General features: G+C 70.8%; 12 protein-coding genes. 10 read left to right on the top strand and 2 right to left on the bottom strand.

Annotated features, from left to right (window positions below; all coding sequences use genetic code 11):
* Window positions 1-102: 102 nt before the first annotated feature.
* The 5 genes from AB0H64_RS06685 (at window position 103) to AB0H64_RS06665 (ending at window position 4620) form a co-directional block, all read left to right on the top strand.
* Window positions 103-903, top strand: coding sequence for a hypothetical protein (locus AB0H64_RS06685; RefSeq protein WP_357620874.1), 801 nt, complete (start codon window positions 103-105; stop codon window positions 901-903).
* Window positions 904-910: 7 nt separating this feature from the next.
* The gene (locus tag AB0H64_RS06680; RefSeq protein ID WP_357620872.1) at window positions 911-1660 is read left to right on the top strand and encodes a class F sortase; all 750 of its coding nucleotides are present in this window, start codon (window positions 911-913) and stop codon (window positions 1658-1660) included.
* A gap of 23 nt (window positions 1661-1683) precedes the next feature.
* On the top strand, window positions 1684-2361 hold the full coding sequence (locus AB0H64_RS06675) for a hypothetical protein (RefSeq protein ID WP_357620870.1): 678 nt from the start codon (window positions 1684-1686) through the stop codon (window positions 2359-2361).
* Window positions 2362-2421: 60 nt separating this feature from the next.
* Window positions 2422-3567, top strand: coding sequence for an acetyl-CoA C-acetyltransferase (locus tag AB0H64_RS06670; RefSeq protein WP_357620868.1), 1146 nt, complete (start codon window positions 2422-2424; stop codon window positions 3565-3567).
* 510 nt (window positions 3568-4077) lie between these two features.
* Entirely contained in the window at window positions 4078-4620 is a 543-nt protein-coding gene (locus AB0H64_RS06665; protein WP_357620866.1) for an RNA 2'-phosphotransferase, read from the top strand.
* Here the strand turns inward: AB0H64_RS06665 and AB0H64_RS06660 are convergent.
* Entirely contained in the window at window positions 4617-5084 is a 468-nt protein-coding gene (locus AB0H64_RS06660) for an Lrp/AsnC family transcriptional regulator (protein WP_357620864.1), read from the bottom strand. The genes AB0H64_RS06665 and AB0H64_RS06660 overlap by 4 nt on opposite strands.
* 79 nt (window positions 5085-5163) lie before the next feature.
* Between AB0H64_RS06660 and AB0H64_RS06655 the strand changes: the two genes are divergently transcribed.
* The 5 genes from AB0H64_RS06655 to AB0H64_RS06635 all read left to right on the top strand — a co-directional run bounded on the left by AB0H64_RS06655 (window position 5164) and on the right by AB0H64_RS06635 (window position 11735).
* Window positions 5164-6444, top strand: a complete 1281-nt coding sequence (locus AB0H64_RS06655) for an amino acid permease (protein WP_357620862.1) — start codon at window positions 5164-5166, stop codon at window positions 6442-6444.
* Between the two features lie 102 nt (window positions 6445-6546).
* Window positions 6547-8424: an acyl-CoA dehydrogenase family protein gene (locus tag AB0H64_RS06650; RefSeq protein WP_357620860.1), complete on the top strand. Its 1878-nt coding sequence runs from the start codon at window positions 6547-6549 to the stop codon at window positions 8422-8424.
* Window positions 8425-8626: 202 nt separating this feature from the next.
* On the top strand, window positions 8627-9895 hold the full coding sequence (locus tag AB0H64_RS06645; RefSeq protein ID WP_357620858.1) for an extracellular solute-binding protein: 1269 nt from the start codon (window positions 8627-8629) through the stop codon (window positions 9893-9895).
* Between the two features lie 71 nt (window positions 9896-9966).
* Window positions 9967-10851, top strand: a complete 885-nt coding sequence (locus AB0H64_RS06640) for a sugar ABC transporter permease (RefSeq protein WP_357620856.1) — start codon at window positions 9967-9969, stop codon at window positions 10849-10851.
* Window positions 10851-11735 carry a carbohydrate ABC transporter permease gene (locus tag AB0H64_RS06635; protein ID WP_357620853.1) on the top strand — a complete coding sequence of 295 codons (885 nt, stop codon included), beginning with the start codon at window positions 10851-10853 and terminating at the stop codon, window positions 11733-11735. Before AB0H64_RS06640 ends, AB0H64_RS06635 begins: the two co-directional genes overlap by 1 nt.
* A 21-nt stretch (window positions 11736-11756) precedes the next feature.
* Here AB0H64_RS06635 and AB0H64_RS06630 read toward each other — a convergent pair whose 3' ends face one another.
* The gene (locus tag AB0H64_RS06630; RefSeq protein ID WP_357620851.1) at window positions 11757-12467 is read right to left on the bottom strand and encodes a methyltransferase; all 711 of its coding nucleotides are present in this window, start codon (window positions 12465-12467) and stop codon (window positions 11757-11759) included.
* Window positions 12468-12615 lie beyond the last annotated feature (148 nt).

Raw genomic sequence — 12615 nt, 5'->3', positions numbered from 1 at the left:
CGGAGAAGGACAGTGCTGACGTCCAAGGCGCGGCGCCGCCTCGCCCTCAAGACATCCGCCTTAGCCGCAGCAGGTGCAGGTATCTTCGGTGTCATCCCAGCCGTGGCCGCCCTGGCGACCCCCGTCGAGCGGCAGTATGTCTGCACGCCTGCCACCGGGGCCGGTGTCCCCGCTGCTGCGCCGACCATGACGGTGCCTTTCGGCATGGAGATGGTGACGCCCGGGGCAGCCACGCCGCACGCGACGGTCACGGTCAACTGGCGGATCGTGCAGCCCAGCACCGGAGCCCTCACTGCGCCGGCAGCGATCACCCCCACAGCGACCATCGTCGCCGACGCCACGGTGACGCCTAGCGGCTCCCCGGCTCCTTCCTTGCCCATCGTGGCCTCGGGAGCCGTCACCCCCTACAGCACGGTCACCGCCGGCTCGCCGCTTCCGATCCCGACCATGAACATCGTGGTGACTCCGACGGCGACGGGCACGATAGCCGTCAAGGGCGACGCGTTCGCGCTGAAGGTGAACAACACCACCTGGTACAACTGCGCACCTCATACCGCGGGCGGTGGCCCGTCGATGGCCTTCGTCGTCGGCACCGGCACGCCCACCTCGACCTCCACCTCGACGTCGACCTCCACACCCACCACCACCCCGACCACCCCCACCCCCACCCCGACCCCCACCAAGACGACCGCCACCCCCAAGCAGACCAAGACCAGCTACGTCACCGTGGTCGAAACCCCCACGAAGCGGTCCTCCAAGACGCCCAAGGCCGGTGCCAACACCGGTGCCGGTGGGGAGATGGGCCCCGACGGGCGGATGTTCGTGCTGGTGGGATCGGCGCTGATCCTGGCCGCGGGCGCCGGTGGGCTGGCGATGCGCCGTCGCGGCGTGACCCGGGGCTGACGGCGCCGTGGCACCGCACTATCCCTACGGCGAGCCGCCCCAGGACCCGGGCGGCAGGGCTCTGCGGACCGTCCTGATCCTGGCCGCCATCGCCGGGGTGATCACGGTGGTGGCCGGCATGCTGATCGTCTTCAACTCCCCCGAGGAGTACGGCCTGGCCGCGCAGCGCGACCAGCTCCCCCTGGGCGCCCAGTCCGACGGCAAGGCCACCGGTCAGCCGGCGCAGGCGCTGTTCAAGGCCGCCCCGACCGTGCCGCCGCCCCTTCCGCTGCCCGACCCGGCGCCGCCGATGATGCCCTCCAGCCCGGTCCGCATCGTGATCAAGAAGCTGGGCGTGAACGCCCCGGTCAGGTCGCTCGGTCTGGCCAAGGACGGCACGATCCAGGTCCCGCCGGCCAACAACCCGAACCTGGTGGGCTGGTACCGCGAGATGGCCACCCCGGGCGAGGCCGGCGCCGCGGTGATGCTCGGCCACAAGGACACCTACACGCGCAGTGCGGTGTTCAGCCGCCTGCACGAGTTGCTCAACGGCGACACCATCGAGGTGAGGCGCCAGGACGGCATCACGGCGGTCTTCACCGTCGGCGGCGTGGAGCAGGCCAGCAAGAAGACCTTCCCCACCGAGCGCGTCTACGGCAGCCGGGAGAACGCGCAGCTTCACCTCATCACCTGCGGTGGCTCGTACAACCGCACGATCGGTCACTACACCGATAACGTCATCGTCTACGCGACAATGACGAGCTCCTACCGAAGCTGATCGCGGAGGCGCGCATGGGCTGGATGGCGAAGCGGAGACTGCGTACTGGCCCGACGGCGGCGTTGCCCGCCAAGCCGGCCAAGGGCGAGCTCCTGCGCCTGGTACGACTGGCCGATCCCGACGCCCGCGAGGACGGTGAGGACGTCGTGGCGGCCGACGTCCGGGTCCACGCGCCGGTGGAGGCCGAGCCCGACCTGGTGGGCGGCATGCTGGAGCAGGTCTGGGCGGTCCGGGTGTCGGCCGAGGGGCCGCTGCCCTTCGACTTCTTCGACCGCTACCTCGCCGAGGGCCTGGCGTTCCGGCTGGGCGGGCTCGCGGTGTGCAGGGGCGAGGTGAGCGACCCCGCCGACGAGGAGGGCGGAGGCCCCGCCGTGATCGTCCCCGTACGGCCGGCGGACGACGAGCTGCTGCCCCGGCTGGAGGCCGAGCTGGGCGAGGTCGAGCAGGAGGAGGAGTTCGTCCACACCGGCGACGGGGTGCGGGTGCTGGTGGTGCCGCAGAAGGGCCGGCCGCCGGCCGTTCAGGAGCTGCTGCCGTTCGCCTCGGACCTGACGGCGATCGAGCTGCGCGGCGAGGACGCCGAGCGGCTGGGCGTGCTGGCGCTGCGGCTGGCCGAGGCGCTGAACGGCCTGGTGGTGGACCGGTGGCGGTTCCGGGTGGACGCGGCGGCGGATCTGCTGCCCCCGGCCGGGAAGGCGTAGAGCATCGTTCTGTTGTAGTCTCTCCCTATAACCGAATAATGCTCGGTTTCAGGAGGCACTGTGGCAGAGGCGTACATCGTCGGGGCGGTCCGCACCCCGGTCGGCAAGAAGAAGGGCGGCCTGTCCACCGTCCACCCCACTGACCTGGCCGCGCACACGCTCAAGGCGCTGATCGACCGCACGGGCGTCGACCCCGCGGCGGTCGAGGACGTCGTCATGGGATGCGTGATGCAGTTCGGGCCGCAGAGCATGGACATCGCGCGCAACGCGTGGCTGTCGGCGGGGCTCCCCGAGACCACCGCCGGCGTCACGATCGACCGGCAGTGCGGCTCCTCGCAGCAGGCGATCCACTTCGCCGCGCAGGGCGTGCTGTCCGGCACCCAGGACCTGGTGGTGGCGGCCGGCGTCGAGTCGATGAGCATCGTGCCGATGGGCTCGTCGATCACCGCCGCGCTGGAGAAGGGCATGCCGTTCCCGTTCGGCGACAAATGGGTCGAGCGGTACGGCAAGCAGGAGATCTCGCAGTTCCGCGGCGCCGAGCTGATGTGCCAGAAGTGGGGTTTCACCCGCGAGGAGCTGGAGCGGTTCGCGTTCGAGTCGCACCAGCGGGCGGCCAAGGCCGTCGCCAACGGCTACTTCCGCGACCAGATCGCGCCCGTCAACGGCGTCGAGGACGACGAGGGCCCCCGGCCCGACACGTCGCTGGAGAAGATGGCCTCCCTGAAGACGCTGAAGGACGACGGCCGGATCACCGCGGCCACGTCGTCGCAGATCTCCGACGGCTCGGGCGCGGTGCTCATCGCCTCCGAGCAGGCCGTACGCGAGCACGGACTGACGCCGCGCGCCCGGATCCACCAGCTCGCCCTCATGGGCGACGACCCGGTCTACATGCTGACCGCGCCGATCCCCGCCACCCGCAAGGCGCTGGACAAGGCCGGCCTGTCGATCGACGACATCGACGTGGTGGAGATCAACGAGGCGTTCGCGCCGGTGCCGCTGGCCTGGATCAAGGAGCTGGGCGCCGATCCGGCCCGCGTCAACCCCAACGGCGGCGCCATCGCCCTCGGCCACCCGCTGGGCGCCACGGGCGCCGTCCTCATGACCAAGCTGCTGCACGAGCTGGAGCGCACGGGCGGCAGGTACGGCCTGCAGACGATGTGCGAGGGCGGCGGCCAGGCCAACGTCACCATCATCGAGCGGCTCTGACGGACGACTGATCCACGAGGCGGTCCAGCGCGGCGCCCCGGCCCCACGTGGAGGCCGGGGCGCCGCGGTGGTGTGCGGGGGCCCATGGCGTACGGGCCGCGCGCCGCACTCACCACCATCCCGGTAGTGGTCTAGCGCCCCTTGGGCGGGATGCGCCGAGGCGGGGCGATCGGCCGCTGCGGCTGCTTGGGCATCCGCCGCGGGACCGGCGACGCCGGGGTTCCCGGAAGACCTGGGGCCTTCTTGTTCCGCTTGTTGCCTGCGTGTACTCGCATACGAAGCTCCTTCACGTGACTCGCGACGCGGCATGGAAAGCCGGTCGGCAAGCAGCTGCCGCGTCTGTAACGGACTCGCCGGCGGGCATGGTCACCGCACGGCTGATGGGCTGCCAGAGGGCCGGGCCGATCGAGGTCGGCCCCGCCGAATCACAGGTAAAGGCGCATGTCCTAGACGGTAGAGGGCGCCGCGGAACGGGCGCAATCGATTATTCGCCCGCTATCCTCCCGCGGTATGGACGATCGGCGCATGGTGCGCGTGTCGAAGTACCTGTCCAGGCATCTACGGCATGATCCCGGCCGCATCGGCGTCGAGCTCGACCCGCACGGCTGGATCGAGGTCGACACGCTGCTGACGGCCGCCGCCGCGCACGGGTTCGCCATCACGCGGGCGGAGCTGGAGCTGGTCGTGGCGGGCAGCGACAAGCAGCGGTTCGCGCTGCGCGACGGCCGGATCCGCGCCAACCAGGGTCACTCGGTGCCGGTGGACCTCGACCTGCCGGTGGCCGTGCCGCCGCCGTACCTCTACCACGGCACCGTGGCCAGGAGCCTGGCCCCGATACGGGCCGAGGGGCTGCGGCCGATGGGACGCCACCACGTGCACCTTTCGCCGGACCGTGAGACGGCCACCCGGGTCGGGGCGCGCCGGGGACGGCCGGTCGTGCTGGGGGTGGACGCCGGGGCGATGCACGAGGCCGGGCACGCGTTCAGGGTCAGCCCCAACGGGGTGTGGCTGGTGGACACCGTGCCGGTGGCCTACCTGCGGTTCCCCGGCTAGTCCTGCGGGTCGGGGAGGCGGGCCGGCGCGGTGTCGTGGACCTGCTGGAAGATGACCGAGGTGCGGAAGCCGGCGATCTCGCGCCGCTTGCTCAGCCGGTCCAGCAGGAACGCGTGCAGGTGGTCGAGGTCCTGCACCGCCACGTGCAGCAGGAAGTCGTCCCCGCCCGCCAGCACGAACACGCTGAGCACCTCGGGCAGCTCCGCCGCCGACTGCTTGAACGCGTCGATGACCGCCCGGCTCAGCGGCCGCACCTGCACCGAGACCATCGCCTGGACGGAGCGGTTGAGCGCCGCCGGGTCGATGTCGGCGTGGTAGCCGCGGATCACGCCCCGGCGGGTGAGGGAGCGCACCCGCTCCAGACAGGTGGAGGCCGCCACGCCCAGCTTGCGGGCCAGCTCCCGGTTGGACTGGCGCGCATCTGTTTGGAGAAGCCGCACGATCGCCGAATCAAGTTCGTCCATGACGGTAGTCTGGCACCGCTTCCGGCCGTCCGTTCGGTGGGAACCCCGACAAGGCACTCGAATGACTAGTTTTCCGGTCATGAGCGGTACGACGGGACAGAAGACGGGTCGGCTGGGGGCCGTGCAGGGGACGGCGCTGCTGGTGGGCGCGGTGCTCGGGCCGGGGATGCTGGTGCTCCCGCACCTGGCGGCAGCGGCGGCCGGGCCCGCCTCGGTGCTGGCGTGGACCGCGCTGCTGCTGCTGAGCGTGCCGGTGGCGCTCACCTTCGCCGCGCTCGGCTCACGCCATCCCGACGGCGGGGGAGTGGCGAGCTTCGCCGGGCTGGCGTTCGGGCGGCGCGCCTCGGCGGTCGTGGGCTGGTGGTTCTACGGGGCCGTCCCCGTGGGCACGGTGGCCGGGGCGCTGGTGGGCGGCGAGTACGTGGCCGCCGCCGTCGGCGCGGGCTCCCGGACCGGGACCTGGGTGGTGGCCGGGGGACTGCTCCTGCTGGCGTTCGCCTCCAACGCCGCGGGGCTGCGCACCTCCGGGCGGTTGCAGCTCGGCATGGTGCTGGCCCTGGTGACGGTGCTGGCCGTCGCCGTGGTCACGGCCGCGCCGCACGCCGAGGCCGCCCGCTTCACGCCGTTCGCGCCGTACGGCGTGGCGGGGGTCGCGGACGCGGCCGGGGTGCTGCTGTTCGCCTTCGTCGGCTGGGAGGCGGCGAGCCACCTGTCGGCCGAGTTCGCCGACGGCCGCGGGCTGACCAGGGCGACCGTGACCACGCTGGCCGTCGTCTCGGTCCTGTACCTGGGCGTGGCCTTCACCACGATCGGCGTGCTCGGCCGGGACGCGGCCGAGACCCCGGTGCCGCTGGCCGCGCTGCTGGAGACCGGCGTCGGCGCCGCGGCCCGGCCGGTCGTCGGCGGGGTGGCGGTGCTGCTCACGTTCGGCGCGATCAACACCTACGTCGCCGGCGCCTCCCGCCTCGGCGCCGCGCTGGCCAGGGACGGCGCTCTGCCCGCCTGGTTCGCGGAGGGCGGCGGTCCCGGCCGCACGCCGTACCGCAGCCTCGGACTGCTGGCCGGGGCGACCGGCGCGGTGACGGTCCTGGCACTGGTCTGGACCGTGGACCTGGACACGCTGATGCGGGCCACGTCGGCCTGCCTGGCGGCGGTGACCGCGGCGGGCACGGCCGCGGCGGTGCGCGTGCTGCCCCGCGGGCGGCTGCGGGCCACGGCCGCCACGGCGACCGTGCTCGCGGTGGTCGCGCTCGCCTGCTGCGGGCCGTACCTGCTGGTGCCGGTCGCGCTGGCGCTGGCGGCCCTGGTCGTGACGCGCGCCGGCGCCCGCCGCCCGCTGCCGCGCGTGCCTGTTTCCTGAGCCGGCATCCGGTGGCAGGCGTGACGATCTCTTGGGATGACCCCGCCGGAGCGCCGGGTACACAGGCATCTCCAGGGAGCGTAACGTCGGCGGGAGGATGCCATGAGCGAGTACGCGAAGGCGAGAGAGCTCGGCGAGCAGGCCCGCGAGAAGGAATGGACCCGGCCGAGCTTCGCGAAACAGCTGTTCCTCGGAGACTTCCGGCTGGACCTCGTGCGTCCGGCGCCGGTGCCCGGTGACGGGCCCACAGCAGCCGGCGCCGCCAAGCGGGGCGAGGAGTTCGTCCGCGCGGTGCGCAGGTTCCTCGACGCGCACGTCGATCCCGCCGAGATCGAGCGCACCGCGCAGGTGCCCGACGAGGTGGTCAAGGGGCTGGCGGGGCTCGGGGCGTTCGGCATCACGATCGCCGAGGAGTACGGCGGGCTCGGCCTGCCGTACCTGTACTACTGCCGCGCCCTCATGCTGGTGGGCTCGTACTGCCCAGCGCTGGCCACCCTGCTGTCGGCGCACCAGTCGATCGGCGTGCCCCAGCCGCTCAAGCTGTTCGGCACCGAGGAGCAGAAGCGCGAGTTCCTGCCCCGGTGCGCGCGGGGCGAGATCTCCGCGTTCCTGCTGACCGAGCCGGACGTCGGCTCCGACCCCGCCCGGTTGTCCACCACCGCGGTGCGCGACGGCGACGCGTACGTGCTCGACGGCGTCAAGCTGTGGACCACCAACGGCGTCGTCGCCGACCTGCTCGTCGTCATGGCCCGCACCGGGGAGAAGGTCAGCGCGTTCGTCGTCGAGGCCGACACCCCCGGCATCACGGTCCAGCGGCGCAACAGCTTCATGGGACTGCGCGGCATCGAGAACGGCGTCACCGAGTTCCGCCAGGTCAGGGTGCCGGCCCGCAACCTCATCGGCCGCGAGGGACAGGGCCTGAAGATCGCCCTCACCACGCTCAACACCGGCCGCCTGTCGCTGCCCGCCACCTGCGCGGGCAACGCCAAGTGGGCCGTGAAGATCGCCCGCGAGTGGGGCAACGCCCGCGTCCAGTGGGGCCGCGGGATCGGGCGGCACGAGGCCGTCGCCACCAAGATCTCCTTCATCGCGGCCACCGCGTACGCCCTGGAGGCCGTCTGCGACCTGACCAGCCGCATGGCCGACGACCGGCGCAACGACATCCGCATCGAGGCCGCCCTGGCCAAGCTGTACGCCTCGGAGATGGCCTACCAGGCGCTCGACGAGCTGGTCCAGATCAGGGGAGGCCGCGGCTACGAGACCGCCGAGTCGCTGGCCGCCCGCGGCGAGCGGGGCGTGCCCGCCGAGCAGATGCTGCGCGACTCCCGCATCAACCGCATCTTCGAGGGCTCCTCCGAGATCATGCGCCTGCTCATCACCCGCGAGGCGGTGGACGCCCACCTGTCGGCCGCCGGCGAGCTCATCGACCCCGGCGCCTCCCGGCAGGCGCGCGCCCGCGCGCTCAGGCGGGCCGGCGGCTTCTACGCCCGCTGGCTGCCGACCCTGGTGGCCGGCACGGGCGACCTGCCGACCTCGTACGCCGACTTCGGGCCACTGGCCCCGCACCTGCGGTACGTGGAGCGGACCAGCCGCAAGCTCGCCCGGTCCCTGTTCTACGGCATGTCCCGCTGGCAGGGACGGCTGGAGCACCGGCAGGCGTTCCTGGGCCGGATCGTCGACGTCGGGGCCGAGCTGTTCGCCATGACCGCGGTCTGCGTGAAGGCCGAGGAGGACGAGGCGGACCTGGGGCGCCGGCCGTACGAGCTGGCCGACACCTTCTGCCGGCAGGCCAGGCGGCGGGCCGACGCCCTGTTCGCCAGGCTCTGGGACAACAGCGACAGCGCGGACGTCCGCCTGGCACGGTACGTGCTCGACGGCCGCTACACGTTCCTGGAGGAAGGGGTGCTGGACCCGTCGGTCGAGGGGCCGTGGGTCGGATCGCCCGAGGGCGGGGAGAACGTCCGCCGGAAGATCACCTGACATCCGGTCTAGACCGGAGGTGAGCGCTTTCCGGTCCAGATGTTGTCGAACCGAGACGAGCCGGTATAGACCGCCCAGCAAAACCGGGCTTACGCTGACGCAAACGCGTGGAGCGGTGGCTCACGCGCCCCCAAAACCCTCTGGGCGGGGCGACGACTGGTACGGACCAGCGGAACCCGTCCGACGAGAAGGCGGTACACAGGTGAGAATCAAGCTTGCGGGCGGCGCCGCTCTCGGCGTGGCGGCCATGCTGGTCCTGTCCAGCTGCGGTTCGGAGTCAGGCTCGGCCGGCGACCAGAAGGCCTCCGAAGGGGGCCAGGTCACGCTGAAGATGGTCGCCGCCGACTACGGCGACGGGCCCGGCAAGCCGAACTCGGGTGAGACCTTCTGGAAGGGCGTCACCGACGAGTTCACCAAGGCCAACCCGAACATCAAGGTCGACGTCCAGGTCATCAACTGGAACGACATCGACAAGCAGGTCGCCACCATGGTCCAGAACGGCCAGGTGCCCGACATCCTGCAGACCGGCGACTACTCCGGCTTCGTCAAGGACGGCCTGCTCCACAAGGCCGACGAGGTGCTCTCCCCGAACGTCTCCGGCGACCTGCTGCAGAAGTTCGCCGAGTTCGGCAAGGTCGACGGCACCGCGTATGGCATCCCGTTCGTCTCCTCCGCCCGCGCCCTGTTCTACAACAAGGAGCTGTTCACCAAGGCCGGCGTCGCCGAGCCGCCCAAGACCTGGGACGAGCTCAAGGCCGCCGCCGAGAAGCTGAAGAAGGCCGGCGTCAGCCAGCCGTTCGGCCTGCCCCTCGGCCAGGAGGAGGCCCAGGGCGAGTCGTTCCTGTGGATGCTCGGCAACGGCGGCGGCTACAAGGACGCCTCCGGCAAGTGGGCGATCAACTCCCCGCAGAACGTCGAGACGTTCACCTACCTCAAGGGCCTTGTCGACGCCGGCCTGACCACCCCGAACCCCGGCACCAAGGACCGCAAGACGGTCTGGGAGGACTTCGGCGCCGGCAAGGTCGGCATGGTCAACGGCGGCCCCATGTCCATCCCGATCTTCGACGCGGCCGGCCTGAAGGACAAGTACGGCGTCGCGCCCATCCCCGGCAAGAGCGGCCCGCTGGACACCACGCTCGGCGTCATGGACTGGATCATGGCGTTCAACAAGAACGGCCACGCCGCCGAGATCAAGAAGTTCTTCGACTTCTTCTACACCGGCTCCGCCGCCCAGAAGATCAGCGACACGTACAAGCTGCTGCCCGTCACCACCAGCGGCATCCAGAAGCTGTCGAGCGACGAGAAGCTCAAGCCGTTCCTCGACGGGCTGCCCAACGCCAGCTTCTACCCGTTCCAGGACCCCAAGTGGGCCGAGGTGAACCCGGCGATCAAGCAGACCATCGGCGGGGCCGTCAAGGACGACCCGGCCAAGGTCCTCGGCGAGCTCCAGAAGACCGCCGACGCCAGCTGACCCCTCGGGGGCACTGTACGGCCGGCGTCTCGCAGCCGGGACGCCGGCCGTACCGTCATGGAAGGTAGTTCATGAGAAGGTTGCGCGCCCTGGAGCCGCTGGCCTGGATCGGGCCGGCCACCGTGCTCATCGCGGTCGTGGTGCTCTGGCCCGTCGTCGAGATGATCCGGTCGTCGTTCCTCAAGATCAGCCGGTTCGGCGTGGTGCAGGGCTCCAACGGCTTCGCCAACTACGAGAAGCTGTTCGGCGAGAAGGACTTCGCGGACATCATGCTCCGCAGCGTCATCTGGGTCGTCGCCGTCGTCGCCCTGACCGTCCTCGTCTCGCTCGCCCTCGCCCAGCTGTTCAACCAGCGCTTCCCCGGCCGCCGCCTCGCCCGGTGGGCGCTCATCGCCCCGTGGGCCGCGTCCGTGCTGATGACCGCGATCGTCTTCAAGTGGATGCTCGACCCCGAGGTCGGCGTCATCAACCAGATCCGGGTCAAGCTCGGCCTCATCGACGCGCTCGGCGGCGCCTCGGCCGACCAGCTCGGCGACGCCTCCACCGCCATGCCGTGGCTGATCTTCGTCGCCGTGTTCGTCTCCGTGCCGTTCACCACGTACGCGCTGCTCGCGGGCCTGGCCACCATCCCGGCGGACGTCTACGAGGCGGCCAAGATGGACGGCGCGTCCAGGCTGCGCACGTACTGGTCCATCACGCTGCCCCTGCTGCGGCCCGCCCTGACCGTCGCCGCGCTCATCAACGTGATGAACGTCTTCAACAGCTTCCCCATCATCTGGGCAATGACCCACGGCCAGCCCGGCTACTCCACGGCCACCTCGACGATCCTCATGTTCATCCTCAAGGGCTCGAACATCGGAGAGTCCGCGGCCATGTCCGTCGTCAACTTCGGCATGGTGCTGGTCCTGACCGTGGTCTTCCTCAAGGTCTCCCGCTGGAACAAGGAGGTGGCCTGATGGCCGTCACGACCGCGCCCCCGGCCACCGCCCAGCAGCGCACCAGGCAACGGCCCACTCCCAGCCGGGCCCTGCCCGCGCTCAAGACCACGGTCACCGCGGCCGCCGCCTACGTGATCGCGTTCATCTTCGTGTTCCCGTACCTGGTGATGCTGCTCACCTCGCTGCGATCCCAGGACTCGCTGCGCGAGGCCACCCTCCTGCCCACGACGTGGGAGTGGTCGAACCTGGCGAACTTCTGGAGCAGCGGCCTGGCCGGCAACCTCATGGTCACCCTCAAGGTGGCCGGCGGGTCCACGATCCTCGTGCTGCTCGTGGCGCTGCCCGCCGCCTACTACTCCGCCCGGCACAACTTCCGGGGGCGCACCGCGTTCCTCATCCTGGTCCTCGTCACCCAGATGTTCCAGCCGACCGCCATGCTCGTCGGCATCTACCGCGAGTTCTTCCAGTTCGGGCTGGTCGACTCGATCTGGTCGCTCATCCTGGTCAACGGCGGGTTCAACCTGGCGTTCGCGGTGTGGATCCTCAACGCGTACTTCTCCTCGATCCCGCGCGAGCTGGAGGAGGCCGCGTTCATCGACGGCAACGGCCGCTTCGGCGCCCTGTTCCGCATCACGCTGCCGCTCGCCATGCCGGGGGTCATCACGGCGCTGATCTTCACGTTCATCGCCGCCTGGAACGAGTTCGTGGTGGCGCTCACCCTCACCACCACGCCCGAGAACCAGCCGCTCACCGTGGCTCTCAACTCGTTCATCGGCCAGTATCAGGTGGACTGGCAGAACCTGTTCGCCGGCTCGGTCATCGCCACCATCCCGGTGATCATCCTGTTCGCGCTGATCGAGCGGAAGGTCGTCGGCGGCCTGACGGCCGGCTCCATCAAGTGACCGGACCGGCCGCGGGGCTGCTCAGCCCGGGACGCGGGCCACGCAGAACACCGTCTGGCCGAACGGCGGCGTGACGAACCGCTCGATGAACCGCGTCGCCGGCACCACGGTGCGGTCGTAGATCTTCACCAGCCGCGGGTCGGGGTAGCCCACCCCGCCCCGCCGCACCGCGGCCCACCAGGCGATGCCGCCCAGGAAGTTGATCGGCTTGAGCACGTCGACGTCGAGCCCGGCCTTGGCGACCGTCGAACGCAGCGTCTTGGGCGTGTAGCGCTGCACGTGGCCCACCTTGCGGTCGAAGTCCCCGTACAGCTGCATGTAGCCCGGCACCCAGATGATGATCCGCCCGCCCGGCAGCGTCACCCGCGCCAGCGAGCGCAGCGCCTCGGCGTCCTCCTCGATGTGCTCGAGGACGTTCATCATCACGACCGTGTCGACCTTCTCCTTCAGCGGGATCTCGGTCGGCAGCCCGAACTGGAGGACGTCGATGTCGTCGCGGCCCGCGAACCGCTTGCGCAACTGCTCGACGCAGTAGGGGTCGAAGTCGCTCACCACGAGCCGGTCGAGCCGCGGCAGGAACTGCTCGGCGAAGTGGCCCAGACCGGAGCCGATCTCCAGCATCGACCGCCCGACGTGCGGGGCGACCATGTCCAGCTCGTACTGCCGGTAGTTCTTCGCCTCGTCGCCGCCGAGGTGGTTCTCCAACGCCTCATCGCCGGCCGCCGGTTGCACTACACGGTCATACCCTGAAGACATAGTCCCGTTCCTTTAAGGGCTCGCGGATTGGCCCGAGTCTAGTGCCCGGCCGGGCCCGAAGGTCACATGATGCGCCCAACGCCCTTCCCAGCCCGTCCCGAATACGGTGGAATCTGACACGCCC

This window comes from Nonomuraea sp. NPDC050733 (assembly GCF_040654215.1).
In the GTDB taxonomy this organism is placed as follows: Bacteria; Actinomycetota; Actinomycetes; order Streptosporangiales; family Streptosporangiaceae; genus Nonomuraea.
This window is presented reverse-complemented; position numbering and strand designations above follow the sequence as displayed.